This window comes from Streptomyces sp. NPDC031111, assembly GCF_055570675.1.
This window is the reverse complement of sequence record NZ_JBVIGS010000003.1, coordinates 141396-167934: the sequence shown is the minus strand read 5'-3', so window position 1 is coordinate 167934 and position 26539 is coordinate 141396. Positions and strand designations below refer to the sequence as shown.

General features: G+C 72.8%; 20 protein-coding genes. 13 read left to right on the top strand and 7 right to left on the bottom strand.

All coding sequences use genetic code 11. The annotated features are described in order from the left end of the window. Positions 1–30: 30 nt before the first annotated feature. The 7 genes from ACZ470_RS07950 to ACZ470_RS07920 all read right to left on the bottom strand — a co-directional run bounded on the left by ACZ470_RS07950 (position 31) and on the right by ACZ470_RS07920 (position 6589). Positions 31–1461: a nucleobase:cation symporter-2 family protein gene (locus ACZ470_RS07950; protein ID WP_468425450.1), complete on the bottom strand. Its 1431-nt coding sequence runs from the start codon at positions 1459–1461 to the stop codon at positions 31–33. 218 nt (positions 1462–1679) lie between these two features. Continuing rightward, positions 1680–3059: an 8-oxoguanine deaminase gene (locus ACZ470_RS07945; protein WP_468425448.1), complete on the bottom strand. Its 1380-nt coding sequence runs from the start codon at positions 3057–3059 to the stop codon at positions 1680–1682. 138 nt (positions 3060–3197) lie between these two features. Next, entirely contained in the window at positions 3198–4100 is a 903-nt protein-coding gene (gene pucL, locus ACZ470_RS07940) for a factor-independent urate hydroxylase (RefSeq protein WP_468425446.1), read from the bottom strand. Between the two features lie 4 nt (positions 4101–4104). After that, a complete protein-coding gene (gene uraH, locus ACZ470_RS07935; protein ID WP_468425444.1) occupies positions 4105–4509 on the bottom strand; it encodes a hydroxyisourate hydrolase in 405 nt (134 codons plus the stop codon). Between the two features lie 6 nt (positions 4510–4515). Further along, the gene (gene uraD, locus ACZ470_RS07930) at positions 4516–5025 is read right to left on the bottom strand and encodes a 2-oxo-4-hydroxy-4-carboxy-5-ureidoimidazoline decarboxylase (RefSeq protein WP_468425442.1); all 510 of its coding nucleotides are present in this window, start codon (positions 5023–5025) and stop codon (positions 4516–4518) included. Positions 5026–5972: 947 nt separating this feature from the next. Beyond that, positions 5973–6341, bottom strand: a complete 369-nt coding sequence (locus ACZ470_RS07925; protein ID WP_468425441.1) for a helix-turn-helix domain-containing protein — start codon at positions 6339–6341, stop codon at positions 5973–5975. Further along, positions 6338–6589, bottom strand: coding sequence for a YkoF family thiamine-binding protein (locus ACZ470_RS07920; RefSeq protein WP_468425439.1), 252 nt, complete (start codon positions 6587–6589; stop codon positions 6338–6340). Before ACZ470_RS07920 ends, ACZ470_RS07925 begins: the two co-directional genes overlap by 4 nt. A 298-nt stretch (positions 6590–6887) precedes the next feature. On the opposite strand from ACZ470_RS07920, the gene ACZ470_RS07915 reads away from it, so the two are divergent. The 13 genes from ACZ470_RS07915 to ACZ470_RS07855 all read left to right on the top strand — a co-directional run bounded on the left by ACZ470_RS07915 (position 6888) and on the right by ACZ470_RS07855 (position 26495). Beyond that, on the top strand, positions 6888–8264 hold the full coding sequence (locus tag ACZ470_RS07915; RefSeq protein WP_468425437.1) for a hypothetical protein: 1377 nt from the start codon (positions 6888–6890) through the stop codon (positions 8262–8264). Next, positions 8258–9607 carry an MFS transporter gene (locus ACZ470_RS07910; protein WP_468425435.1) on the top strand — a complete coding sequence of 450 codons (1350 nt, stop codon included), beginning with the start codon at positions 8258–8260 and terminating at the stop codon, positions 9605–9607. Before ACZ470_RS07915 ends, ACZ470_RS07910 begins: the two co-directional genes overlap by 7 nt. Positions 9608–9726: 119 nt before the next feature. Beyond that, a complete protein-coding gene (locus tag ACZ470_RS07905) occupies positions 9727–13218 on the top strand; it encodes an amino acid adenylation domain-containing protein (RefSeq protein WP_468425433.1) in 3492 nt (1163 codons plus the stop codon). An 82-nt stretch (positions 13219–13300) separates the two neighbouring features. After that, the gene (locus tag ACZ470_RS07900; protein ID WP_468425431.1) at positions 13301–17533 is read left to right on the top strand and encodes a non-ribosomal peptide synthetase; all 4233 of its coding nucleotides are present in this window, start codon (positions 13301–13303) and stop codon (positions 17531–17533) included. Continuing rightward, positions 17530–17937: a cupin domain-containing protein gene (locus ACZ470_RS07895; protein ID WP_468425430.1), complete on the top strand. Its 408-nt coding sequence runs from the start codon at positions 17530–17532 to the stop codon at positions 17935–17937. Before ACZ470_RS07900 ends, ACZ470_RS07895 begins: the two co-directional genes overlap by 4 nt. Before the next feature lie 17 nt (positions 17938–17954). Continuing rightward, entirely contained in the window at positions 17955–19337 is a 1383-nt protein-coding gene (locus ACZ470_RS07890; RefSeq protein WP_468425428.1) for a lysine N(6)-hydroxylase/L-ornithine N(5)-oxygenase family protein, read from the top strand. Beyond that, a complete protein-coding gene (locus tag ACZ470_RS07885; protein WP_468425426.1) occupies positions 19334–19720 on the top strand; it encodes a cupin domain-containing protein in 387 nt (128 codons plus the stop codon). The genes ACZ470_RS07890 and ACZ470_RS07885 overlap by 4 nt, the downstream gene beginning before the upstream one ends. Further along, a complete protein-coding gene (locus ACZ470_RS07880; protein WP_468425424.1) occupies positions 19717–21237 on the top strand; it encodes a class I tRNA ligase family protein in 1521 nt (506 codons plus the stop codon). Before ACZ470_RS07885 ends, ACZ470_RS07880 begins: the two co-directional genes overlap by 4 nt. 49 nt (positions 21238–21286) lie before the next feature. Beyond that, positions 21287–22561, top strand: a complete 1275-nt coding sequence (locus tag ACZ470_RS07875) for an ATP-grasp domain-containing protein (RefSeq protein ID WP_468425422.1) — start codon at positions 21287–21289, stop codon at positions 22559–22561. A gap of 2 nt (positions 22562–22563) precedes the next feature. Further along, positions 22564–23871, top strand: a complete 1308-nt coding sequence (gene lysA / locus ACZ470_RS07870; protein ID WP_468425420.1) for a diaminopimelate decarboxylase — start codon at positions 22564–22566, stop codon at positions 23869–23871. A 199-nt stretch (positions 23872–24070) separates the two neighbouring features. Then, on the top strand, positions 24071–24910 hold the full coding sequence (locus tag ACZ470_RS07865; RefSeq protein WP_468425418.1) for a TIM barrel protein: 840 nt from the start codon (positions 24071–24073) through the stop codon (positions 24908–24910). Between the two features lie 33 nt (positions 24911–24943). Beyond that, positions 24944–25837 carry a 2-hydroxy-3-oxopropionate reductase gene (locus ACZ470_RS07860; protein ID WP_468425416.1) on the top strand — a complete coding sequence of 298 codons (894 nt, stop codon included), beginning with the start codon at positions 24944–24946 and terminating at the stop codon, positions 25835–25837. 421 nt (positions 25838–26258) lie between these two features. Next, positions 26259–26495, top strand: coding sequence for a hypothetical protein (locus ACZ470_RS07855; RefSeq protein ID WP_468425414.1), 237 nt, complete (start codon positions 26259–26261; stop codon positions 26493–26495). The last annotated feature ends 44 nt before the right edge of the window (positions 26496–26539 follow it).

The window sequence follows — 26539 nt, the reverse complement described above, 5'->3', positions numbered from 1 at the left end:
GGGTGCCGCTGCGCCCACCCTCCCCCACTCTCAACTTCGTTCGAGCGGGGGGACCCCCATCGCCCCAGCGGCACGACTGCCCGCAGCCGTGGGGGCGGTTGAGACGATGTCCTCGCCCTGTTCCATCGGGTGGGTGACGTCGGTGGCTTCTCGGCGGCCGTTGCCCAGGTGGTTGAAGACGAAGTTCAGGAGGACCGCCACCACGCAGCCCGTGGAGATGCCGGAGTCCAGGACGATCCGGGCCGTCTCCGGGAACGAGTGGTAGAACTCCGGCGCGCTGATCGGGATGATGCCGACGGCGAGCGAGACGGCGACGATCAGGACGTTGTTGTCCTTGTCCAGGCCCGCCTTGACCAGGGTCTGGATGCCGCTGGCCGCGACCGAGCCGAAGAGGACCACGCCCGCGCCGCCGAGCACCGGGCGCGGTACGACGGCGATCAGCGAGGCGGCCATCGGGCACAGGCCCATCAGGACGAGGAAGCCGCCGCCGGTGGCGACGACGTACCGGCTGCGGATCCTCGTCATCGCGACCAGGCCGATGTTCTGCGCGAAGGCGCTGCACATGAAGCCGTTGAACAGCGGGCTGATCGCGGAGCCGAGGGTGTCGGCGCGCAGGCCGGCCGCGATGGTCTTCTCGTCGGCCGGGCGGTCGACGATCTCGCCCAGCGCCAGCATGTCGGCGGTGGACTCGGTCATCGACACGACCATCACCACGCACAGCGAGAGGATCGCGGCGAGCTGGAACTGCGGCGCCCCGAAGTGGAACGGGGTCGGGAAGCCGACGATGTCCGCGTCCGCCACCGGGGAGAAGTCGGTGACGCCGAACGGGACGGCGAGGAGGGTCCCGGCGACCAGGCCGAGCAGCACCGCGATCTGCTTGACGAAGCCGCGGGTGAAGCGGCGCAGCAGCAGGACGATCACGAGGGTCGCGCCGGCCAGGCTCAGGTTGGTCGCCGAGCCGTAGTCGTCGGCCGCCGGGCTCGCTCCCTGGGCCCAGCCGAAGGCGACCGGCAGCAGGGATATGCCGATGAGGGTGATCACCGTGCCGGTGACGACCGGCGGGAAGAAGCGGACCGCCTTGCTGAAGAAGGGTGCCGCGAGGAAGCCGAGGAGGCCGGCGACGATCACCGCGCCGAAGATGATCGGCAGGGCGTCGTTCTTGTCGTCGGTGGAGGCGACGATCGCGGTCATCGGGGCGACACCGGCGAAGGTGACGCCGTTGACGAAGGGCAGGCGGGCGCCGATCTTCCAGATGCCGAGGGTCTGGAGGAAGGTGGCGAGGCCGGCGGTGAACAGGCAGGCGCCGGTGAGGAAGGTGAGTTCGGTGCCGGTGAGACCGATGGCCGCGCCGACGATCAGGGGTGGGGCGACGACGCCCGCGTACATGGCGGCCACATGCTGGAGGCCGGTCGTCGCCATCTTGAGCGCGGGCAGTTTCTCGTCAACTGGGTGGTCGGCCACTGCGGCTCTCCTCCGGTCGGGTACACGGCTGCGTCAAGGACGGCCGTGGGTGTCAAGGAGGTGGTGCGGGTGGTCGTGCGGGACCGGGGGACGGGTGGTGGCGTCTCCGGGGCACGCGTGTCCACGCGCGCCCCGGAGACGGCCGCCGCGGACCTCGAAGCGGGGTCCGCGGTCACCGGCCGGGAGCCGTCCCTCCCGGCCGGAGACATCGATGGGGTTCAGTTCTGTGCGGCGATTCGTGCCAGCCGCTGGGCTTCCGCCCGGGTGGAGCGGGCGATCGTGTCCTCGTCGGCGGTGAGCAGCCGGCCGTTCTCGACGATCTGCCGGCCGTTCACGAAGGACGCGGTGACCGGGGCCGCCGCGCCGAATACCAGCGCGGTCACCGGGTCGGCGATGGAGGCGTGCGCGAGGGTGTCCATCCGCCACAGCACCAGGTCGGCGAGCTTGCCGGGCTCCAGGGAGCCGATCTCGGCCGCCCGTCCCAGCACCCGAGCCCCGCCGTACGTACCGAGCCGCAGCGCCTGCCGGGCGTTCAGGGCGGCCTCGCGGTGGGCGCCGAGACGGTTGACGAGGAGGGCGTTGCGCAGTTCGGTGTGGAGTTCGCCGGACTCGTTGGACGCGGTGCCGTCCACGCCGAGGCCGACCGGGACGCCGGCCGCGAGCATGTCGGGGACGCGGGCGATGCCCGCCGCCAGTCGCGCGTTGGACGACGGGCAGTGGGCGACACCCGTCCCCGTACGGGCGAAGGCGGCGATGTCGGAGTCGTTCATGTGGACGCAGTGGGCCATCCACACGTCCTCGCCCAGCCAGCCGGTGGACTCGAAGTAGTCGGTCGGGCCCATGCCGAACAGCTCGTGGCAGAACTTCTCCTCCTCCACGGTCTCCGAGCCGTGGGTGTGCAGGCGTACGCCGAGCCGCCGGGCCAGTTCGGCGCCGTCCCGCAGCAGTTCGGTGGAGACCGAGAAGGGGGAGCAGGGGGCGACGGCGACCTGCGTCATGGCGCCGAACGAGGCGTCGTGGTGCCGGCGTACGGTCTCCTCGGTGGCGGCGAGCGCGTCGTCGAGGGACTCGACGGCGAAGTCCGGGGGCAGTCCGCCGTCCTTCTCGCCGCGGTCCATCGAGCCGCGGGCGAGGGTGAAGCGGACGCCCATGTCGCTGGCGGCGCGGATGATCGCGCCGGACAGGTCGCCGGTGCCGCGCGGGAAGACGTAGTGGTGGTCCATCGCGGTGGTGACGCCGCCGCGGGCCATCATCGCGAGCGAGCCCTGCGCCGCCGCGTGCACCATCGGCTCATCGATGCGCGCCCAGGTGGGGTAGAGGGCGACGAGCCAGTCGAACAGGTTGTGGTCGGTGGCCAGGCCCCGGGTGATCCACTGGTAGAAGTGGTGGTGGGTGTTGACCAGGCCGGGCGTCACCAGATGACCGGTGGCGTCGATCCTGCGGGCGACGTTCTCGAGGCCCTCGGGGGCCGGGCCCGCGCCGAGCGACTCGATGCGGTTGCCGGCGAGGACGAGGTACCCGCAGGCGTACTCGGTGTCCTTCGCGTCGACGGTCGCGATCGCGCAGTTCTCGATGACGATGCGCCGGTCTGCTGCCATGGTTCGTCCTTTTCGCGTACGTGGAGGGGGCACGGCAGGACCCTGGGAGTTTGAGTGCCGTGGCCGGGTGACGTGGGCCCGCGTGTTCTCACGCGTTCCCCTGTGTTCCCCGGCCACGGGTGCCGAAGGGTGTGGCGGTCAGAGGTTGGTGAGGTCCACCGGGATCCGCGCGTCACAGCCGTCCCGCAGGACGGTGGCCTCGATCAGGCCGTAGGGACGGTCGGCGGCGAAGTACACCTCGTTGTCGTTCTTCAGCCCGAACGGCTCCAGGTCCACCAGGAAGTGGTGGCTGTTCGGGAGGGAGAAGCGGACCTCGTCGATCTCGTCGCGGTTGTCGATGATCCGCGCGCCCATCTGGTACATCGTCTGCTGGAGCGAGAGGGAGTAGGTCTCGGCGAAGGCCTGGAGCATGTGCCTCCTGACCTCCTCGTAGGACCGCTCCCAGTCGGGCATCGCCTGCTCGTCGTCGGTCCAGTTGAACCGCCAGCGGCCGGAGACCGAGGTGGCGAGGATCCGGTCGTAGGCCTCCTTGAGTGTCGTGTACCTGTCCTTGACGTAGCCCCAGAACTCGGAGTCGGTGGAGTTCATCACCGTCAGGTCCTTCAGACCGGAGACGACCTCCCACTGCTCCCCGTCGAAGGTGATCTGGGCGATCCGGGTCTCCTGGCCCTTGCGGACGAAGGAGTGCTTGGCCCCGTCGGCGCCGGAGGTCTCGATCCGCTCCCAGGCGTACTCCTCGATGCGGATGCGCGCCCGGTGGATGGGCTCCTGCGAGGTGACGAAGTGGCGGGCGAGGTGGATGCCGAACTGCTCGGCGGACTCGATGCCGTGCTCCTTGGCGAACGCGTACACCGTGTTCTTGGTGGTGTCCGTCGGCAGGACGTTGGCGTTGGAGCCGGAGTAGTGGACCTCGTCCATGTCGCCGGAGAGGGCGACGGAGACGTTCAGGTCCTTGATGTGGTGGGTGGTGCCGTCCCGCGTGATCCTGACGACTCGGTTCTCGGCCTTGCCGTACTGGTTCTGTCCCAGAATGGTCGGCATCTAGCTAGCTCCCTCGGTAAACGGAGTAGCCGAACGGGTTGAGCAGCAGCGGTACGTGGTAGTGCTCGCCCGGTACGACGGCGAACGTGATCGCCACCTCCGGGAAGAACACTCCCGCGCCGCTGTCCCGATTCGCGGGGGCGTCCTGCTGCGCCTCGGCTTTCTTCTTGGCTGATTCCTCGAAGTACGCCTCGACGGCGAAGTCGAGCCGTACGTGGGTGGTTCCCTCCGGCAGTGCCGGCAGGTCCTTGCACCGCCCGTCCGCGTCGGTCGCGGAGCCGCCGAGCGCCCGCCACTCGGCCTCCCGGCCCGAACGGGCGGCGAGGCCGACGGCGACGCCCTCGGCGGGGCGGCCGACGCTGGTGTCCAGGATGTGCGTGGACACGGAGGCGGTGGTGTGGGTGCTCATGGTGCGTCAGTCCTCTTCGACGAGTCGGGCCAGCCGGATGCGGTTGATCTTCCCCAGTTCGGTGCGGACGATCTCGCGCTCCCGCTCCGGCGGGTTGCCGAGGCGTTCCCTGACGGCGTCGCGCATCTGCTCGCCGGTCCGGCCGGTGGCGCAGATGAGGAACACATGACCGAACCGCTCCTGGTAGGCCAGGTTCAGTTCGAGCATCTCGGCCTTGAGTCCGTCCGGGGCGCCGGCCATGCCGCTCTGTTCCCGGGCGGAGGTCGGGTCCCCCGGCTTGGGCCGGCCGATCGGCGGGTGCCCGGCCATCGCCTCTTCCAGGTCGGCCGTGGTCAGGTCGGCCATGGCGGCGTCGCTGGCGGCGTACAGGTCGTGGGCGGTGGCGTACGGGCGGGCGGCGAGCAGTCGCCGGGCCCACGCCGTGGAGGCGCATGCCTCGTGCAGTGCGGCGAGGGCCGCGTGCTCCTCCAGGGCGTTGAAGCGGACCAGGCCCGGGGGCGTGGAAGTCGACGTCACGTGAGCCTCCTGGGCCGCGAGCGGCCTTCGTGCTGAACGGGCGTGCCGACAGTGAACGCCGTCACGGGCAGTGCGTCAACAGTTTGTTGAAAATTCGGCGTTACAAAGGGGAACACCCCTGACCGCGCGGTCCGGGCGCCCTCTCACGAGCCGCGGGCTCGGACGCCTCCTCTCGCGCGCGGCGGGCTCAGACGCCCCCTCTCACGAGCCGCGGGCTCGGACGCCCCCTCTCACGGGCCGCGCACCCAGAGCCGTTCTCACCCTGCGCGGGGCAGGCACCCCTCTCACCGCCCGCAGGCTCGGGCGAGCCTCCCGCAATCCGCGGGGTCGGACACCCCGCGTCGCGGACACGGGCTCAAACGCCCCCTCGCGGACCACAGGCTCAGGCGCCCGTCGCGGGACGCGCGCCCGGAGCGCCTCGTCCCTGGACCGGATCCAGCCCGAGAGCCGCGGCATCGTCGTCCACCTGCGCGGACACGAGGGACGCGGCACGGGCCGCGGGACCAGGCGCCCCTCTCACGGGCTGCGGGCTCAAACGCCCCTCACACCGTTCACAGCCTCGGGCGAGCCTCGCGCGGGCCGCGGGGTCCGGCGCCGCCTCGGATGCCGCGGGCGCAAACGGCCGTCTCACGGGCCACGGGCTCACGCGAGCCTCCCGCGGACCGCCGAGGGAGGCGCCCCTTCGCGGGCCGCGCGCCCAGAGCCCCCTTTCCGTGCGCGGGGCCAGGCACCCCCACCGCCCGCGGGCTCAGGCGAGCCTCTCGCCGTCTGCCAGGTGAGGCACCCCTCGCGGGCCGCGGGCACAGATGTCCCCGGGGCCACAGTCTCAGACACCCCTCACACCGCCCACGGGCTCGGACGCCCTCCCGCGGGCCGCCCCCCTCACCGTGCGCGGGGCCAGGGCCCCTCACCCCGCGAGCCGAGGCGAGCCCACGCCGTGCGTCGGCTCACGCGCCCTTCTCGCGGTTCAGGTAGTTGTAGACCGTGAAGCGGCTGACGCCGAGGGCGGTGGCCACCGTTTCCACGCCGTGGCGTACGGCGAAGGCGCCGCGTGCCTCCAGGCCGCGCACGATCTCCTGCTTGGTCCTGCGGTCCAGATCCGCGAGGGGGCGGCCCTTCCTGCGCTCCAGCGCCGCGAGGATGTGGTCGAGGGAGTCCGCGAGCTGCGGCAGCCGTACGGCGACGACGGCCGCGCCCTCCCAGGAGAGCACCACGTCGTCGGCCCCCGCCTCGTCCGGCGGGACCATCTCGCCGCCCATGGCGTCGACCAGCGGCTTCACCGCCGCGATGAAGGCCTCGTCACCGGTGCCGGTCACCGGTCGCCCTCCTCGATCACATTGACCTGGAGCGAGATGCGCGTGGCGCCGGCCGTCAGCGCCCTGCGCAACAGCGCGTCCACGGCGCCGAGCACCTCGTCGGCGCCGCCCTCGGCGGTGTTGCCGAACGGCCCGACGTCCACCGCGTCCAGTTCGGCCGCCTCGACGACCTCCCGCGCGACGACCGCGTGCGCGGGCGCCTCGTCGAGGTCGAAGGGCTCGGTCGTGAACTCCACTCTCAAACGCACTGCACGACCTTAACGGACTCCCCCGCGGCGAGCACCGGGGCTGCGCGGACCTGTTGATGGAGCACGGAGCCCCGGGTGTCCACGTAGTGATATTTCTCGATCGAGCACACCCGGCCGGTAAATATTCGCGAGCCTCCCGCGCGCGCCGCGCCTTTCCTCCGCCCCGGCATCCACCCGTGCGGGACATGTCCCGCCGACCAAGATCACCGTCGTGGACATGACGCTACTGTTCCGTCCGAGCGGCCGGGGGGACGCGAACCCTCCATGTTCGGTGTCTTGATCAGAAAAACGTGGGGGCATGGAAAGCAGTCTCGGTTCATCGCGCCATTCGCTCGACGTGTGGGGCGAACTCCCCCAGTCCTTCAGGGAAGGCGTCCTGGCCCGGTCGGTCACCGGCGCACGGGATGTCCATGACGGGATCAGCGGTTCCAAGGGGACGTGGCGGCCTCTGCGGCCGGCCTTCGTCGACCGGGCCCACTACGACGAACTGGGACGCGTTTCCGCACGTCTGATGCGGTTGATCCTCGACGCCTGCCGCCGTCGGGCCACCACCGTCGGCGAACTCCAGGACGTACTGGGGGTGGACGAGGCCGCCACCCCGCTGCTGTCCCGCGCGGAACTCCTCGGCGAGCACCTGCTGGGCGCGGCCCGCCCCGACATCGTCTACCGGTCCGGTGTCCCGTGGTTCGTGGAATTCAATATCGACGGGGCACTCGGCGGCACCCTCCAGGCGGATCTCCTCGCCGCCCGTTTCCATGACCTTTATCGTTCGCTTCCCGGCGGGGACCGAATCGCCGCTCCGCCTTCCGCGGTGGATTCCCGATTCGCCGAAATACGCGCCTCATTGGGGCTTGCCGAAGGCTCCCGGGTCGCCATTCCCGTGTTCCGGAAGGGCGCCGCGCCCGGCCTGGAGGATCCCGACGCCTTTCTCGCCTGGCTCGCCCCGATGTGCGAGAGCGGCCGGCGGCACGGCATGGAGACCGTCGCCTGCCCGATGGACCGGCTGGAGACCGACGGGCACGATGTGCTGCTCCTCGACGGCCAGCGGGTGGACGCGGTGTTCCGGCTCTTCCTCAGCTTCGACCAGCCGCCGAGCGCGGGCCTCGACGCCCTGATCCGCGCCGTGCGCGCCGGGCGGGTGCGGATGCACACCTCCGAGGCGACCTGGCTGCTCAGCGACAAGACCACGATGGCCTGGCTCTGGGCGGACAAGGAGTCGCTCCCGGAGGCCGACCAAGCGCTGATCGAACGTCATCTGCCGTGGACGGCGCTCTTCCCCGCTCCCGGCGCCGAGGGCGAGGAGCTGCTGCGGCACGCCCTGGCCCGCCGCGCCGAACTGGTCCTCAAGCCCGCCGGCGGATACGGCGGCGGTGGCGTGGTCCTCGGCCCCGACGTCTCCGACGAGGAGTGGCGGGACGCGCTGGAGCGCGCGGGGCGGGAGGGACGCCACATCCTTCAGCGCCATGTGACGCCCGACCGGCTCGCGCTGGACTTCCAGGACCAGGAGACCGGCGCGGTCGAGCACGCCGAAGTGCCCTTCGTCCTGGGCCCGTTCCTGTTCGGCGGCGCCCCCTCGGGCGTACTGGTCCGGCACGGGGTCCCCGGTGGCGGTCCGGTGCTCAACGCGCACCACGGGGCCCTGATGAGCTCCGTGCTGCTGGTGGACCGATGTTGAGCGCGCTCCGGCGGGGACGGGATACCTCGGAGAAGGAGCGGCTCGGCCCGCCGTTCCGGATCTTCCAGTCCGCCGTGGTCTCCTCGGACCTCGCGGACGGCATCTACAAGATCGCCGTACCGCTGCTGGCCCTCGGGATCAGCCGCTCCGCGGTGGCGGTGAGCGTGGTGGGCCTCGCGGTCCGGCTGCCCTGGCTCATCGCGACGCTCCCCGCCGGGGTGGTCGCCGACCGGTACGCGCCGCGTTCCGTGATGCGCTGGGCCTCGGCGGTCCGGCTGCCGCTGGTGGCCGTGATGTGCGCCCTGGCCGCGACCGACCGGCTGCCCCTGTGGGCGCTGGTGGTCACCGCCTTCCTCATCGGCTGCGCGGGGATCTTCGTCGACGTCGCCGCCCAGTCCCAGCTGCCCCGGCTGGTCCCGGTGGATCACCTTCCCCGGGCCAACGCCTCCCTCCAGTCCACCCAGATGTTCCTGGCGCAGCTGGTCGGCCCCGCCCTCGGCGGCTATGTGATCGCGCTGGGCTCGGGCGGCGGACTCGGCGTCGTGGTCGCCCTGTACGTGGTCACCGTCTGGTCGCTCGGGCTGCTGCCCGAGGCCGTGCTGAAGGCGGCGAGCCACCAGGAACCGGCGCGGCCGTCCCCGGCCGCCTCCGAGGACCGCAAGCGTTCGTCGTTCCGCTCGCTGGTCGGCGAACTCGGTGAGGGGCTGCGCTACTTCCGCGGGCGCCGGGACCTCGCCCGGCTCGCGACGGCGGCCGCGGTCAACAACCTGTCGTACTCGATGTGCCTGACCATGATGCCGCTCTGGGCCGTGACGCCCGGCCGGCTCGGGCTCTCCGAGACCGGATACGGGCTGCTGCTCACCTGTCTCGCGGCCGGCAGCATCCTCGCCGGACCGGTGACCGGCCGCGTCCTGAGGGCGGTCGGCGACGGGCCGGTCATGCGGATCGGGGCACCGCTGCTCGGCGTCTGCTTCCTCGCCCTGGCCGTGCCCAGCGTGCCGGTCGTCGCCCTCGGGCTGTTCGCCTACGGACTGGTGTCCATGGTCTGGAACGTGGCCGTGGTCTCCTACCGCCAGGCGACCATCCCGCTTCCCCTGTTCGGCCGGGTCAACGCCGCCTACCGCTGGCTGACCTGGGGTGTCATTCCGTTCGGCGCGATGATCGGCGGCGCGCTCGCCTCGACCGCCGGCATCGCCCGGGTGTTCCTCGTCGCCGGCGCCCTGCCGCTGATCGCGGCGGTGGTGCTGCCCCCGCCCCGGCCCTCGGCCGCGGGCGAACGGACCGACGGCGGCGCCGACGCGCCCGCCGACCGGGCCGACGCGTCCCGCGCGGCCCAGGACTGACCCGCCCGGACCCGCCGGTCCGCGGCCTCCGCTCCCCTCCACCCGTTCCCCCGCTCCCCCGCTCCCCCGCTCCTTCCGCTGTTCCGTCCGCACCGACCTACGGAAAATGGTGTCCACGTATGTCGTTCCTGCATGACCTGCTCACGGCGCAGGCCACGTCGGCTCCCACCCGCACCGCCGCCCTCTACGGCGACTCGTCGGCCACCTACGCCCAGGTGGAGGCGGAGGCGAACCGGATCGCCGGGGCGCTGGCCGCCCAGGGCGTCCGGCCCGGCAGCCGTGTCGGTCTGCATCTGTCGCGCTCCCTCACGCTGCTCCCCGCCCTGTTCGGCGTGCTGCGCGCCGGCGGCGTCTGCGTACCGGTCGACCCGGAGGACCCGGCCGACCGCCGCTCCACCATCCTGGAGTACTCGGGCGCCCGGATCGTCCTCACCGAGCGTGCCCTCCTAGACGGGCCCGCGCCCGAGGGCGTCCGGCTGCTCGCCGTCGAGGACCTGCTCGACGGCGACACCGAGCCGCTCACCGAAGCGGTCGAACTCGGCGCCGACGCCCTGGCGTTCATCTTCTACACGTCCGGTTCCACCGGCACGCCCAAGGGCGTGATGCTCACCCACCGGGCCCTGCTCAGCGGTCAGCGGTGGCTCCAGCGCACCTTCCCCCTCGAACCCGGCGACCGCCAGCTGCTGCGCACCACCCTGAGCATCACCAACCTGGTCCGCGAGGTGTTCTGGCCGGTGCTCTCGGGCGGCGCCGTGGTCATCGTCCCGCCCGGCGACCACAAGGACCCCGACCGTCTGGTCGAGCTGATCAACAGCGGGTCCGTGACGACGCTGATGGTCGTCCCGGCGCTGCTGTCCGGCATCCTGGAGAACCCCGCGTTCGCCGCCAACTCCTCGCTGAAGTACGTCTTCTGCAGCAGCGACGTGATGCCGGGCGCGCTCCCGGAGAAGTACTTCGCCACCGGCCTGTCCGCCCGGCTGTTCAACGTCTACGGCCTGACCGAGGCGCTCTACAGCACCTACTGGGAGTGCCTGCCCGGCGCCGTGTACGACGGCTTCGTCCCGGTCGGCCACCCGGCCGAGCTGACCCCCCGGGTGCTCGACGCCGACCTCGCCCCGGTCCCGGCGGGTGAGACGGGCGAGCTGTGCCTGGCCGGCGTCGGCATCGCCGAGGGCTACGACCAGCTGCCCGAGCTCACCGCCGCGAAGTTCGCCGAGACCGCCGAGGGCCGGGTGTTCCGCACCGGCGACCTGGCCCGGCGGCGGGAGGACGGCTGCCTCGAACTCCTCGGCCGGATGGACGACCAGGTCAAGATCGCCGGCTACCGGGTGGAGCTCGGCGAGGTCGAGGCCCGGCTCCTGGAGGTCCCCGGCGTCACCGGCGCCGTCGCCTCCGGTCTGCGCGGCGCGGGCGGACACCAGCGCCTGGTCGCCCATCTGACCTGTACGGACGAGCCGCCGACCGCCGCCGCCATCCGCGACCACCTGGCCGGGCGGCTGCCGTACTACATGGTCCCGGCCGCGTTCACGGTCGTCGACGCGATCCCGCTGACCCACAACGGCAAGGTGGACCGCCGCTCCCTGCACGAACTCCAGGGCGCCCACCTGGAGCTGGCCGAGGAGTACACGGCCGCGCGCAACGAGCTGGAGAGCTACCTGTGCGCGCTGTGGGCGGAGACCCTGGAGCTGCCGGCCGTCGGCATCCACGACAACTTCTTCGCGCTCGGCGGCGACTCCATCCAGGGCTTCCTGATCAGCGCCAAGGCCAACCGCGAGGGCATCGCGCTGAGCGCCACCCAGGTCTTCGCGACCCCCACCGTCGCCGAGACCGCCGCCTTCGTCGAGGAGCAGCGCCGCACCCTGCCCGCGTCGGCCGGCCCCGTCGACCCGGGGGGCTTCACTCTCGCCGAGGAGGACCTGGCCGCGGTGCGCGCGTCGGCGGCCGACCCCGACGGCGTCGAGACGGTGTACCCGCTGACCGAGATGCAGAAGGGCATGCTCTTCCACTCGCTGCTCGACCCGGACTCCGGTGTGTACTTCGAGCAGTTCCTGTACGCGATCGACGGCGAGGTGGACCTCGACGCCTACCACCGGGCGTGGCAGCAGGTCGTCGACCGGCACGAGATCCTGCGGGTCTGGATCGCCTCCAAGGGCCTGTCCGAGCCGCTCCAGGCCGTGCAGCGCACGGCCGAGCTCGGTTGGACGGTGCTCGACTGGTCCGGCCGCGGCGAGGAGGAGCAGACCGAGCTGCTGGAGCGGTACCTGGACGAGGACCGGCGCCGCGGATTCGCGTACGACCGGGCGCCGCTGTTCCGGCTGACCATGGTCCGGCTCGGCGCCACCACGTACAAGCTGGTGATGAGCTACCACCACCTGATCCTCGACGCGTGGTCGCTCTTCGTCCTGCTGCGCGACTCGCTGGAGATCTACCACTCGGGGCTCGAAGGGCGGCTGCCCGAGCTCCGGCCGACGCGTTCCTTCGGCGACTACGTGGCCTTCCTGGAACGGGAGGACATCGCGGGCGCCCGTGACTACTGGCTGGAGCGGCTGGCCGGGTTCCGCCGGCCGACCGTGATCGGCCGCTCCGCGCAGCTCGGCCTCTCCGCCAGCTCGCAGGAGATGCACGCCGAGGCGCGCCTGGACCTGGGCGAGGAGCTGACCGAGCGCCTCCTCGCCTACGGACGGGCCAACCAGCTCACCCTCAACTCCCTGGTGCAGGGCGCCTGGGCCGTGGTCGTGGGCGGTTGCAGCGGCCAGGACGACGTCTGCTTCGGCATCACCATCACCCACCGTCCGGTGGCGCTGGCCGGTGTCGAGGACATCGTCGGCATCTTCATCAACAGCCTCCCGATGCGGGTGGGTCTGGAGCCGGAGCAGCCGATCGGCCGCTGGCTCCAGCAGATCCAGCGCACCCAGGTGGCGGCGCGCTCGCACGACCACTACCCGCTGCCGCTGATCCAGCAGCGCACCGACCTGCCCAGCGGACAGCCGCTCTTCGAGTCGCTGCTGATCTTCGAGAACTTCCCCCGGGGCACCGGCTGGTCCGGGCGGGGCGGCGTGCGGGTGCGCCAGGAGCGCTACGTCGGCTGGACGAACTACCCGTTCGCCATCGAGGCGATGCCCGAGGAGCAGCTGTTCTTCCAGGTCAAGTACGACCTGGCGTTCTTCGACGCGGAGTCGGTGGACCGCGTCCTCGGGGCGTTCCGCGGCGTACTGGAGGCCATCGCCGACGGCGGTACGGAGCCGGTGGGCAAGCTCGCGGAGCACATCGCCGCCCAGCGGCCCGGACCGGCGGCCGACCCGCTGCCCGCGGACGCGGCCGCGCGGGAGCTGTTCCCGGCGCGCGGCACCGCCGCGACGGCCGAGGTCGCCACGGCGCCGAGCACCGAGGACGAGATCGCGCTGGCCCGGATCTGGGCGCAGGTGCTCCAGGTCGAGCGGATCGACGTCCACACGCCGTTCCTGGCGCTCGGCGGGAGCTCGCTGGCGGCCATGCGGCTCGTGGCGCTCGCGCAGGCGGAGGGCTTCGACTTCGAGCTGAGCGAGCTGTTCACGGAGGACGGCACCGTCCACCGGCTCGCCGCGGCCGAGGCCGACGGCACGGGGCGGTAACCGCACCGGGCAGGAGCGGCGGTCCCGCCACGGGCGGGACCACAGGGGCGACGACGGACACAGGTCGGAAGGGGACGGCACGGTGGAACACGCACGCGGGGATACGGAGGAGCGGGACACGCTCGCGCTCCTGCGCGAACTGGCCGAACACGGCGTCCTGGTGCGGTCCCGCCGTGGCCGACTGTCCGTCGACGCCCCGCCGGACGCCCCGGAGGAACTCCTCGGCCGCCTGACGGCCGCCGAGGGGCCCGTCCTGGAGGCGATCGCCGCCCACCCCGGCCTGCCCGGACCCCGCGTCACCGCACCGGAGGCGGCGGACGGGGCGGACGGGGAAAACACAGCCACGCGTCCGTTCCCGCCGACCGACCTTCAGAGCGCCTACCAGGTCGGCGAGTCCGACTTCCCGCGGCTGGCCACCCCGGCGTTCGTCGCGCACGGCTTCGAGGTCCCGGACTTCGACGCCGGACGCTGGGACGCGGCACTGCGCGCTGTCCTCACCCGGCACGAGATGCTGCGCTGCGCGGTCGACGGGGACGGCCGCCAGCGGGTCGTACCGCTCGACGACTCCTGGGGCCCGGTGAGGGTGGACTGGCGCCACCTGGACGCCGCACAGGCCCGTGCGGCGTTCCACCGGGAGCGGGAGACCGCGGCCCGGCTGCTGCCCGCCCTGACCGACGGTCCCCAGCTGGGCTGCGCGGTCCACTCCGCCCGGGACACCACGTTCGTGCTGCTGTGCCTGCGGCTGTTCGTCCTGGACGCGCGCTCGATCGGGCTGGTCTGCCGGGACCTGGCCGACGCCTACGAGGGCCGGCCGTTCGCGGACCCGCCCGTGCCGTCCGGCCACTTCGCGCGGTACGCCGATGCCCTGGACCGGCACCGGGACAGCCAGGCGTACCGCAACGCGGTCGCGCACTGGCGGCGGCGGGTGCCCGTGCTGCCCGGCCCGCCGGCGCTGCCGGCCCTGCCCCACCCGGCCGAGTCCCGGTTCGCCCGGGTCCGGCACCGGCTGCCCGCGCCCGTCTGGCGGCGGCTGGGCGAACGGGCGCGGGACGCGGGCCTCTCCGCGAACACGGTGCTCTGCGCCGCCTACGCCGAGGTGCTGCGCCGCTGGTCGGGGCAGCGGTCCTTCTCCCTCACCGTGCTCGTCGCCACCCGCGGCATGCTGGCGGTGGACCCGTCGGGGGCCGATTCCGCCACGGGTGCCTGCGTGGGGAACTTCGGCAGCACGCTGCTGCTCGAGTGCGACGGCGCGGGCGGCTCGTTCGCCGAGCGGGCCGGGGCCCTCCAGCGCCGGCTGATGGCGGACCTGCCGCACGCCTGGCTGTCCGGGGTCGAGCTGGCCCGCCGGGTCCGCCGGCAGCGTCCCGGTGCCGAGGTGGGCAGCCCGTACGTCTTCGCGTCGGGGCTCGACGACACGGCGGCCGACGCGCTGCCCCCGCATCTGCGGGCCGCGGGCTGGGACCTGGTCTTCAAGTCGATGCACACCCCGCAGGTCCTCCTCGACCACCAGGTCTCGGAGGAGGAGGGGGAACTCGTCTGCACCTTCGACCATGTGGCCGAGGCGTTCCCGGAGGGCCTGGTCGACGAGCTCGCGCAGGCCCACGCCGATCTGCTGCGCCGGCTGGCCGGGGAGGAGGCGTCCTGGTCGGCCCCGCACCCGCCGCCGCTGCCGGACGCCCTGACCGCGGCCCGCAGGTCGGCCAACGGCACCGCGCGCCGGTTCCCCGGCGGCGGTGTCCTGGACGGGCTGCGCGAAGGGGCGTCCCGTACCCCCGGCCGGGTCGCGTTCCACGGAGCGGACGGGGAGGTCACCTACGGCGAGGCGGCGGACCGCGTGGCGCGCACGGCCGGGGCGCTGACCGCGTCCGGGGCGGCCCCCGGCGAACTGGTCGGCGTGCTGGCGCGCAAGAGCACCGGCCAGTACCTCGCCGCGCTGTCGGTGATCGCCGCCGGCGGGGCCTACGTACCGCTCGGCGTGGACTGGCCGCCGGCCCGGGTCGACGCGCTGCTCGGCCGGCACGGTGTCGGCCGGGTGCTGGCCGACGCGGAGGGCACACGGCTCCTCGCGGCGCTGGAGCGGCCCGTCACCGTACTCGGCCTGGACGCCCCCGAACCACCCGCGCCGACGGCGCCCCTGCCCGTGCCCCCCGCCGACGACCTCGCGTACGTCATCTTCACCTCGGGCTCGACGGGCGTCCCCAAGGGCGTCGCGATTCCGCACGGCGGTCTGCTCAACACCGTCCAGGACATGGTCGAGCGGTTCGGCGTCGGTCCGGAGGACCGGCTGCTGTCGCTCTCCGAACTGCACTTCGACCTGTCGGCCTTCGACCTGTTCGGCGGCCTGTGCGCGGGCGGCACCGTCGTGGTCCCGCCGTGCGGCTCCCGCCCCGACCCGGAGGTGTGGGCGGAGTGGGTGCGGCGGAGCGGGGCCACGGTCTGGAACACCGTTCCGGCGCTCCTGGAGATGCTGCTCGACCACCTCGGGGAGGAGCGGGCCGCCGCCGTGCTCGGCGGGCTGCGGCTGGTCCTGCTCAGCGGCGACTGGGTCCCGCTGGACCTGCCCGATCGCGTCCGGCGGGCCGCGCCCAAGGCGGAGGTGGTCGCGCTGGGCGGGGCGACCGAGGCGTCGATCTGGTCCAACTACCACGTCGTGGACCGGATCGACCCGTCCTGGAAGTCCGTGCCGTACGGGCTGCCGCTCGCCAACCAGCGCTACCACGTCCTCGACGCGGACTTCGCGGACGTGCCGCACTGGGTGCCCGGTGAGCTGTTCATCGCCGGCGACGGCCTCGCCACGGAGTACTACGGGCAGCCCGAGCTCACCGAGGCCCGCTTCCCCCGCCACCCCCGCACCGGTGAGCGCCTGTACCGCACCGGCGACCACGCCCGCTACCGACCGGACGGCGTGCTGGAGTTCCTCGGCCGGGTGGACAGCCAGGTCAAGGTGCGCGGCTACCGCGTGGACCTGCTGGAGGTGGAGCAGCGGCTGGCGGCGCAGCCCGGCGTGCGCGCGGCGGCCTGTGTCGTCACCGGCACCGGGGCCGCCGCCCGCCTGATCGCCTTCCTGGTGACCGGACCGCGCGACGAAGGCGCCCCGGACGACGGTACGGACCTCGACCCGGTGGCGCTGCGCACCCGGCTCGGCGCCGACCTGCCGTCGTACGCGGTGCCCAGCGCCTTCCACACCGTCCCCGCGCTGCCGTTGACGGCGAACGGCAAGCGGGACGCGCGGGCGCTGCTCGCGCTCGCCGAGGAGCACGCGGCGACGGAACGGGACGCCGGCCGCGGCGGACCGTCCGGCCGGGCGCCGCGCACCGAGCGGGAGACGGCACTCGCCCGGCTGTGGCAGGAGGTCTGCGGCACGGCCGTCCGCTCGGTCGACGACGACTTCTTCGCCGCCGGCGGCAGTTCGGTCTCCGCGGTGCGCCTGGTCCGCCGGATCGGCGAGGAGTTCGGGGTGCGGCTGCCGCTGTCCAGCCTCTTCGAGGCGAGCACGATCGCCGGTCAGTGCGCGCTGCTCGACCAGCGCGTGGGCGGGCTGCTCGTGCCGATCAGGCCGGGGGACGGGCCGGCCGTGGTGCTGGTCCATCCGGTGGGCGGGCATCTCCTCGGCTACCGCGCCGTGATCGACGCGCTGCCCGCCTCGTACGCGGTGTACGGGCTCCAGTCGCCGCCCACGGACGAACTGCCCGAAAGCCTGGAGGAGTTGGCCGCCGAGTACGCGACCGCGCTCGCGGCCCTGGACCGTCCCGTGCATCTGGTGGGCTGGTCGATGGGCGGTGTCCTCGCGGCGGAGACCGCCCGCCGCGCGGGCCTCGTCCGGCCGCTGTCGCTGACGCTGGTGGACAGCTTCGTGGCCGCCCCGGAGGGCGTCGGTCTCGACGAGTCGGCCGCCGCCGTCGGCTTCTTCACCGACCGGCTCGGGCAGGGGGACGGCGGCGCCCCCGCGGGGATCTCCGTCCCCGCCGGGCACCCGGACCCGTTCGCCCATCTCGCCGCCGCGCACCTCCCGGACGAGCCGCCGGAGACCCTGCGCGACCTCTACGGCCAGTACCGGGCCCTGTACCGGCTGCTGCTCGGCCACCGGCCGCGACCACTGCCGCGGCTCTGCCCGCTCCTCGTGGTACCGGCCGAGGGGGAACGCCCGGACGGCTTCCGGGGGCTGACGCCGCTGCACCGGCACCCCGCCGGTCTCGTCCCGTCCGACGCGGCCGTCCGGCCGCTGCCCGGGACGCACTACTCGGTGGTCCGCGGGGCCTCCGCCCGGCTCCTCGCGGAGCTCATCCACACCCGGATATCGAAGGGATCGGCATGACCAGCAGGACGATCAAGGACATCGTGGTCTTCGGCGAGTCCGCGCCGGAGAACGTGCGGAACGTCAGGAAGGGCCCGGACCGCTGGATCTCCGGCGAGCTGGCCATCACCAACACCCTGCACTTCACCAGCCCCGACGGCGCCTTCACCTCGGGCATCTGGGAGAGCACCCCGGGCAAGTTCCGTGCGGTGTACGAGGAGGACGAGTTCTACCACATGCTGCACGGCCGGGTGGTCATCGCCGACGACGAGGGCAACGCCCGCACGTTCGTGCCCGGGGACACCATCGTCGTCCCCGCCGGGTTCACCGGCACCTGGGAGGTCCTGGAGCCGACGAAGAAGTTCTACGCCCACTACCGGCCTGCCGACGACGGACGGACCGGTCCGGCCGTACAGGCCGGCTGACCCGGGAGAGGGATTCCATGACCAGTACCTCTTCCGCGGGACATCCGCACCACCGGCTCCTCGGCATCGGCTACGGCCCCTCGCACCTGTCCATGAGCGCGCTGCACGCGTCGGCCGGCTCCACCGCGGCCGGGGCGTCCCTGCACTTCCTTGAGTCCAGGGACACCTTCTCCTGGCACCCCGGCATGCTGCTGCCCGGTGCCCGGATGCAGGTCGCCTTCCTCAAGGACCTGGTCACGCCCCGGGACCCGACCAGCCCGTACAGCTTCGTCAACTACCTGGTGTCCCAGGGGAGGCTGGAGCCGTTCCTCAACCTGGGCACGCTCACCCCGACCCGGCGGGAGTACGTGGACTACTTCGGCTGGGCGGCCGAGCGGCTCGCCCGGTACGTCTCGTACGGCAGCACCGCCGAGCGGATCCGTCCGGTGTCCGGGCCCGACGGGGAGGTCACCCGTCTGGAGGTGGACTACCGGGGCCCGGACGGCACCCGGCACACCGTCTCCGCCGACCATGTGTCCCTGGCGCCGGGCGGCACGCCCGTCGTCCCGCCCGGCGTCGATCCGCGCGTGCTGGAGGACGGCACCGTCTTCCACAGCAGTTCCTTCCTGGGACGCGTGCGGTCCTTCCACGACCGGGGCCGCGAACTGCCGTACCGCTTCCTGGTGGTGGGGGCCGGGCAGAGCGCCGCGGAGATCTTCCGGTATCTGGCGGGCGAGTTCCCGGCGGCCGAAGTGACCCTGGCCCACCGGGGTTTCGCGCTGATGCCGGCCAACAGCAGCGCCCTGGCCAACGCCATCTTCGACCCGGCGTCGGTCGACCTGTTCCACGACGCCGACCCCGCGCGTCGCCGGAGCATCCTCGCCGACCTGAGGGCCACCAACTACGCGGCCGTCGACGACGAGGACATCAACGCCGTCGCCGAACTGCTCTACGACCAGCTGGTGCACGGCGGGGACCGGCTGCGGCTGTGCCGGTTCACCGAACTGGCCGGCGCCCGCGCCGAGGGCGACCGGGCCGCCGCGACGGTGCGCGACCTGCTCACCGGCACCACCCGCACCGAGCGGTACGACGCGGTCGTGCTGGCCACCGGCTACGACTTCCGGGAGGCGCGCGGCCTGCTGGCCGGTGTCGACCCCTATCTGCTCAGGGACGGGGACGGCGACCTGCTCGTGGACCGCGACTACTCGGTGCGGACCACCGAGCGCTTCGCGCCGCGGATCTTCCTGCACGGCGCCGCCGAACACACCCACGGCCTGACCAGCACGCTGCTGTCGATGCTGGCCCGCCGGGCCGGGGACATCCTCGACGCCGTCCTGGACGCACCGGCCCCCGCCGCGCCCGGCGGCCGTCCGTCCGTTCCCTCACCCGTCACCCCTCTCCTCGAAGGAGTCCACGCATGAGCGGCATCCAGATCCAGCGGCGGGACGACGCCGTCGTCCAGGAGGAGTACGGCTGCGCGTTCCGGCGCATCCTGCCCTGGCGGTCCAGCGGGCCCTCGGACACCGGCATGGGCGTCTGTACCGTCGCGCCCGGCGCGGTGACCACCCCGCACTCCCACGAGGACCACGAGCACTTCTACGTGGTGCGCGGCAGCGGCCGCGTCGAGGTCGACGGGGTCCGTACGGACATCGCGGCCGGTGACGCCCTGGTGGTGGGCTCCCACCAGCGGCACCACTTCGAGAACGCCTCGGACACCGAGGAGCTGGAGCTCGTCTCGGTCTGGTCGCTCGGCCCGTTCGGCGCGGCCCCCGGACCGGCCGGTGCTCCCGGGGGGACGCGATGACGACGACCCCGCGCCGCTTCCTGGTCACCGCCACTCCCCCGACCACCAACGGCGATCTGCACGTCGGCCATCTCTCCGGGCCCTATCTGGGCGCCGACGTCTTCAGCCGCGCGCAGCGGATGCTGGGACACACGGTGCTGTACGCGTCCGGGGGCGACGACCACCAGACGTACGTGGTCACCACGGCGCAGCGGCTGGGCCTCGACCCGGTCGAGCTCGCCGCGCGGTGCAACCGCGAGATCACCGCGACGCTGGAGCTCGCCGACATCGGCATCGACGCGTTCACCAGCCCCGACGACGTCTACCGGGACGGGATACGGGAGTTCTTCGCCGGGCTGCACCGCGCGGGGAAGCTGGTGACGCGCACCTGGACGTTCCCGTACTGCGCGGAGACCGGCCGGTACCTCCTGGAGGCGTTCGCCACCGGGTACTGCCCGGAGTGCCTGGCCGGCACCTCCGGCGCGATCTGCGAGAGCTGCGGGCACCCCAACGACGTCGACTCGCTGCTCTTCGCCGCGAGCACCGGCGCCGGGGACGGTGCCGTCACGGAGCCGCGCGAGGTGGAGATCCTGGTCCTCCCGCTGGAGGAGTACCGGGAGCGGTTCACGGAGTTCTACCGGCGGCGGCGGGCGACGATGCGCCCGCACGTGCTGCGCTTCGTGGACGAGATGCTGTCCCGGCCGCTGCCGGACTTCCCGGTCAGCTACCCGGCCGACTGGGGCATTCCGGTCGGCATCGACGGCTTCGACGGCCAGGTGATCAACGTCTGGGCGGAGATGCTGCCCGGCCTGCGGCACATGGCGGGGGTCGCGCGGGCCCGCCGGGGCCCGGAGGCGCCGTCGGACGTGTGGGCCGGGGACTCGGGCTTCGAGCTGGTGCAGTTCCTCGGCTACGACAACACGTTCTACTTCGCGTTCGCCCATCTCGGACTGGCCTTCGCGCACGGCGGGCTGGTCGAGCCGACCGCGATCGTGACCAACGAGTTCTACCACCTGGACGGGTCCAAGTTCTCCACCAGCCGGCGCCATCTGATCTGGGCCCGCGACCTGGTGGGCAAGTACGGCCCGGACAACGTGCGGTTCTTCCTCGCGCTCGGCAACCCGGAGCACCAGCCGGCCAACTTCACCGAGGCCGAGTTCCTGGAGACCGTACGCACCCGGCTGCACGAGCCGCTCCGGGCGCTCGGCACGGCGCTGGCCCCGCACACCGGTCGGCCGCTGCCCGTCCCGGAGGGCACGGAGGCGCTCCTGGACCGCTACCGGGACCGGATGCGGCGGGCGTACACGCTGGAGACCTTCTCGATGCGCCAGGCCGCGGAGACCACCGCGAACCTGCTCGCGCTGCTCGCCGCCCGGGCGGCCGGCGACCCCGGGCTGGCCGTCGCCGGTCTGCGTGTCCTGGCCTCCCTGGCCGCGCCGCTGGTGCCCGGCCTCGCGTCCGCGATCGAGGCCCGGTACGCGGCCGCCGCGCCCGGCACCGTCCCCGACCTGGCGGATCTCCTGCCCGTCACCGTCTGAGCACCCCGACCGACGTACTCCCCCCGCACCCGACCACTAGGCAGAACCCATGCACATCGCGTTCGTCGACTCGAACCCCGCCGCGCTGGAGGCGATCCGGCTGGCCAAGGAGGCCGGCCACCGGGTCACCTACCTCCAGTCCGCCGACCCCTTCTACCCGCCCACCGAGGGGAACCTGCGGATCGTCGCGTCCGTGGACCACTTGGCCGACGGGCTGGTCACCACCGACCCGGAGACCGTCACCCGGGTGCTCGCCGCCCGCCACGCCGTCGACCCCATCGACGTCGTCACCGGCCAGCTGGAGCTGAGCGCGGAGGCCGTGGCCCTGGCCTGCCGGGAGCTCGGTCTGCGGGGCACGGCGACCGACGCCGTGCTGACCGCCCGCCGCAAGGACCGGTGCCGGGCGGCGCTGGAGAAGGCCGGGCTCGCCTCCGCCCGGTACGCCCTGGCCGGGACCGAGGAGGAGGCGCTGGCCGCGGCCGAGGAGATCGGCTATCCGGTGGTCCTCAAGCCCCCGTCGGGTGCGGACAGCCTGCTCTCCCGGGTGGCCGCGAACCCGGCCGAGGCCGCCGCCGCCTGCCGGGCCGTGCTGACCGGCCTGGACGCGGTGCCGGAGCAGTGGCACGAGCAGTTCACCCGCGGCATCCTCGTCGAGGAGTACCTGGTCGGCACGCTGGTCTCGGTGGAACTGGGCGCCAAGGACGGGGAGTTCTTCCCGTTCGCGGTGTCCGGGCGGTTCCGCTGGGCCGAGGACGAGGTGGTGGAGCTCGGCTCGTACATTCCCGCGAACCTCCCCGAGGAGCAGTCCGCCGCCTGTGTCGCGTACGCGATCGACGTGTGCCGGGCGATCGGCCTGGACCTGGGCGTTTTCCACCTGGAGATCATGGTCACCGAACGCGGGCCGGTGCTGGTCGAGGTCAATCCCCGCGTGATGGGCGGTGCGCTGCCCACCATCTACCGGCACGCCACCGGCACGGACATCTTCTCCGGCCTGCTGGACATCCTGGACCCGGACGCCGAGCCCGCGCTGCCCGGCGCGCTCGACGGCTGCGTCGGCGGGCGGAAGGTGATGGTCCGCGACGGCGGCACCCTCTCCGCCGGGGCATCGGTGGCGTGGATCGCCGACGAGCCCGGGGTCCTGGAGGTCATCGGCTTCGACAGCTACGGCACCGGACCGGGCCGGGAGGTCTCCGCCGGGCAGATCGTGGCCCGTTTCATGCTGCGCGGCCCGGACCATCCGTCCGTGGTTCGGACGGCCGAGCGGATCCTGCGCCGTTTGGAAGAGGATTTCGGAGTTGCCCTGATGATCGGCGAGAAGGACTGACCATGACCTCCCCATCCGCCCCTTCCTCCGCTGCTTCGTCCCGCGCGGGGGAGCCGGCCGGCCTCCCCGGCTCGCTCGACGGGCCCCGGCTCGCCGGCGCCGCCGCGGAGTACGGCACTCCGCTGTGGGTGTACGACGCCGGGACGATCCGCGCGCAGATCGACCGGCTGCGCCGCTTCGACGTCATCCGCTTCGCCCAGAAGGCCTGTTCCAACCTGCACATCCTGCGGCTGATGCGCGAGGAGGGCGTGCACGTCGACGCCGTGTCGGAGGGCGAGATCGAGCGTGCGCTCGCGGCCGGCTACCGGGTCGAGGGGGCCGACGAGCCCATCGTCTTCACCGCCGACCTGCTGAACCGCTCCACGCTGCGCCGGGTCGTCGAACTGGGCATCCCGGTCAACGCCGGTTCCCCGCAGATGCTGGACCAGGTGGGCGCGGCCTCCCCCGGCCACCCGGTGTGGATCCGGGTCAACCCGGGGTTCGGCCACGGGCACAGCCGCAAGACCAACACCGGTGGCGAGCACAGCAAGCACGGCATCTGGCACGAGCACCTCCAGGAGAGCCTCGCGCTGGTCGACCGGTACGGGCTCGACCTCGTGGGCCTGCACATGCACATCGGCTCCGGGGTGGACTACGGCCACCTGGAGTCGGTCTGCGAGACCATGGTCAAGCAGGTCAGGCTGGCCGGGCGGGACATCCGGGCCATCTCGGCCGGCGGCGGCCTCTCCGTGCCGTACGCGCCGGGCGACCCGGAGATCGACACGGACCGCTACTTCGAACTCTGGGACGCCGCGCGGCGGGAGCTCGTCTCCGAGCTGGGCCACCCGGTCCGGCTGGAGATCGAACCCGGGCGCTTCCTGGTGGCGGGCTCGGGGGTGCTGGCCGCCGAGGTCCGCGCCCAGAAGCCCATGGGCAGCAACTACTTCGTGCTGGTCGACGCCGGGTTCAACGATCTGATGCGGCCCGCGATGTACGGCAGCAGCCACCGCGTCTCGGTCCTCGGCGGCGACGGCGTCCCGCGCGGCGAGGACGCCCGCGACACGGTCCTGGCAGGCCCGCTGTGCGAGTCCGGGGACGTCTTCACCCAGGTCGAGGGCGGCGACGTGGAGCCCGTGCCGCTGCCCCGCACCGAGATCGGCGACCTGGTGGTGTTCCACGACACCGGCGCCTACGGCGCGAGCATGTCGTCCACCTACAACTCCCGGCCGCTCATCCCCGAGGTGCTGGTCGACGGCGACGACACCAGGCTGATCCGCCGCCGACAGACCGTCACCGAACTGCTGGCGCCGGAGCTCGACCTGCCGCTCTGACCCCGGCCCGCTCCACGGAGGGCGCGTCCGGCGTGCGCATCGCACGCCGGACGCGCCCTTTTGTGTGCGCACGCGGGTACCGCATCGCGTCACGCCCCCTCTTGACAAGCCCGGACGGTCGACGGCAATCTTCCCTTACTTCCATTACACAGAAATCAACTTCCGTATTACGGAAACAAGCGGAAGGGAGTGCGGCCCGATGCCAGGTTCCGCATGGAGCACAGCCGGAGACCACCGCTTCGACGTCAACCTGTCGATCCTCTTCACGGAACTCCCCTTGTCGGAGCGTCCGGCGGCCGCCGCCGCGGCCGGGTTCGACGCGGTCGAGCTGTGGTGGCCCTGGGTCGACTCCCCCACCCCCGGGCAGTCCGAGCTCGACGCCCTGAGGAAGGCGATCCAGGACGCGGGCGTACGGCTCACGGGCCTGAACTTCTACGCCGGACGGCTGCCCGGCCCCGACCGGGGCGCGCTGTCCCTCCCCGGCGAGGAGTCGGAGCGGTTCCGCGCCAACATCGACGTGGCCGCCGGTTTCGCCCAGTCCCTCGGCTGTACGGCCCTCAACGCGCTGTACGGCAACCGCGTCGACGGCGTGGACCCCGCCGAGCAGGACGCGCTGGCGCTGGAGAACCTCGTCCTCGCGGCGCGGGCCGCCGACCGGATCGGCGCGATCCTGCTGATCGAGGCGCTGAACGAGCCCGAGTCGCCGCGGTACCCGCTGGTGTCGGCGCCGGCCGCCGTGGGGGTCGTCGACAAGGTCAACGCGGCCACGGGACTGGACAACGCCCGGTTCCTGATGGACCTGTACCACCTGGCGATGAACGGCGAGGACCTGCCGTCGGTGATCGACCGGTACGCGGAGAAGACCGGTCATGTGCAGATCGCCGACAGCCCCGGTCGCGGCGCCCCCGGCACGGGCTCCCTGCCGCTGGAGGAGCTGCTGGGCCGGCTGCGCAAGGCCGGCTACGACGGCTGGATCGGCCTGGAGTACAAGCCGGGCGACCGTCCCAGCGCGGAGTCCTTCGGCTGGCTGCCCCGCTGACCCCATCCCTTGTTATCGAGAGGCACCCTCACCATGAGCGACAACCTTCCCAAGATCTCCTGGATCGGCCTCGGCATCATGGGCTCCCCCATGTCCGAGAACCTGATCAAGGCGGGCTACGACGTCACCGGCTTCACCCTCGAGCAGGAGAAGCTGGACCGGCTGACGGCCGCCGGCGGCACCGCGGCCGGTTCGATCGCCGAGGCCGTGCGGGACGCGGACGTGATCATCACGATGGTTCCCGCCTCCCCGCAGGTGGAGGCCATCGCGTACGGCCCCGACGGCATCCTGGAGAACGCGCGGTCCGGCGCCCTGCTGATCGACATGTCCTCGATCACCCCGCAGACCTCCGTCGACCTGGCCGCCGCCGCGAAGGACAAGGGCATCCGGGTGCTGGACGCCCCGGTGTCCGGCGGTGAGGCGGGCGCCGTCGAGGCGGTGCTGTCCATCATGGTCGGCGGCGAGCGGGCCGACTTCGACGAGGCGAAGCCCGTCTTCGAGGCGCTGGGGAAGACCATCGTGCTGTGCGGTCCGCACGGCTCGGGGCAGACCGTGAAGGCCGCCAACCAGCTGATCGTCGCCGTCAACATCCAGGCGTGCGCCGAGGCCGTGGTCTTCCTGGAGAAGTCCGGCGTGGACCTGACGGCGGCCCTGGACGTCCTCAACGGCGGTCTCGCCGGCTCGACCGTGCTGACCCGCAAGAAGGACAACTTCCTGAACCGGGACTTCAAGCCGGGCTTCCGCATCGACCTGCACCACAAGGACATGGGCATCGTCACGGACGCCGCCCGCACCGTCGGCGCGGCGCTGCCCGTCGGCGCCGTGGTCGCCCAGCTGGTGGCGAGCCTGCGCGCCCAGGGCGACGGCGGCCTGGACCACTCGGCCCTGCTGCGCGCGGTCGAGCGGCTGTCCGGCGCGCGGGTCTGAGCGGCCCGCTCCCTCACAGACCTCCGGGCGGCGCCGGCTCCGACACCTGTCCTGTCGCGCCCAAGGCGTCGGCGCCGCCCGGATACCAGCCCGTACGGGCACAGCGACTCGCGCACGGCCCCTGACGGGAGGTCGGGACCCTGCGCGCAGCCCGCGTCGACGCCGTACCACCCGGATGAGGGGTGCGGTACGGGGTCGTCGCGGGCGGGGCGAGGGCACCGCGGCGGCGTGCGAGCCAGTGCGGTGGTGAAGGCCGCGGGACTCCTTCTTCGACCTGAGGGGAGGAGCCCCGGGAGCCGTCGCCGCCGCCGCGGTCCCTCGGGCCCCGGTCATTCGGCGCCCGGATGCGGACGGTCCCGCATCCGGGCGCTTTCCCGTATCCGGGGGTGCGGATCCGTCCGGGGCGCAGCAGCCTGGGGACATGGCACATCCCACGGAGCATCCGCACATCGTGGTGCACTCCCCGGCCCTGGACGGCTCGCGGCGGGTCACCTCGGGCGACGACACGCTGGGCATCGCCACGCACGTCGACGACGTGGCCGAGATCCTGCGGCTGGCCGACCTGTACGTCACCGACGTCGAGGGCACCGATCTGATCGAGTGGCAGGGCGGCGGTCCCGACGACTGGCCGGGCCTGTCGGAGCACCACGAGACCTGAGCGCCGCTACAGCATCGGCCGTACACCGGCTACGCGACCCTCAA

Coding starts and splice junctions, on each gene's coding strand:
- ACZ470_RS07915 (WP_468425437.1), top strand. CDS start 6,888: ATGGAAAGCAGTCTCGGTTCATCGCGCCATTCGCTCGACGTGTGGGGC.
- ACZ470_RS07885 (WP_468425426.1), top strand. CDS start 19,334: ATGAGCGGCATCCAGATCCAGCGGCGGGACGACGCCGTCGTCCAGGAG.
- ACZ470_RS07880 (WP_468425424.1), top strand. CDS start 19,717: ATGACGACGACCCCGCGCCGCTTCCTGGTCACCGCCACTCCCCCGACC.
- ACZ470_RS07865 (WP_468425418.1), top strand. CDS start 24,071: ATGCCAGGTTCCGCATGGAGCACAGCCGGAGACCACCGCTTCGACGTC.
- lysA (WP_468425420.1), top strand. CDS start 22,564: ATGACCTCCCCATCCGCCCCTTCCTCCGCTGCTTCGTCCCGCGCGGGG.
- ACZ470_RS07875 (WP_468425422.1), top strand. CDS start 21,287: ATGCACATCGCGTTCGTCGACTCGAACCCCGCCGCGCTGGAGGCGATC.
- ACZ470_RS07905 (WP_468425433.1), top strand. CDS start 9,727: ATGTCGTTCCTGCATGACCTGCTCACGGCGCAGGCCACGTCGGCTCCC.
- ACZ470_RS07910 (WP_468425435.1), top strand. CDS start 8,258: ATGTTGAGCGCGCTCCGGCGGGGACGGGATACCTCGGAGAAGGAGCGG.
- pucL (WP_468425446.1), bottom strand. CDS start 4,100: ATGCCGACCATTCTGGGACAGAACCAGTACGGCAAGGCCGAGAACCGA.
- ACZ470_RS07895 (WP_468425430.1), top strand. CDS start 17,530: ATGACCAGCAGGACGATCAAGGACATCGTGGTCTTCGGCGAGTCCGCG.
- ACZ470_RS07860 (WP_468425416.1), top strand. CDS start 24,944: ATGAGCGACAACCTTCCCAAGATCTCCTGGATCGGCCTCGGCATCATG.
- ACZ470_RS07890 (WP_468425428.1), top strand. CDS start 17,955: ATGACCAGTACCTCTTCCGCGGGACATCCGCACCACCGGCTCCTCGGC.
- uraH (WP_468425444.1), bottom strand. CDS start 4,509: ATGAGCACCCACACCACCGCCTCCGTGTCCACGCACATCCTGGACACC.
- ACZ470_RS07945 (WP_468425448.1), bottom strand. CDS start 3,059: ATGGCAGCAGACCGGCGCATCGTCATCGAGAACTGCGCGATCGCGACC.
- ACZ470_RS07855 (WP_468425414.1), top strand. CDS start 26,259: ATGGCACATCCCACGGAGCATCCGCACATCGTGGTGCACTCCCCGGCC.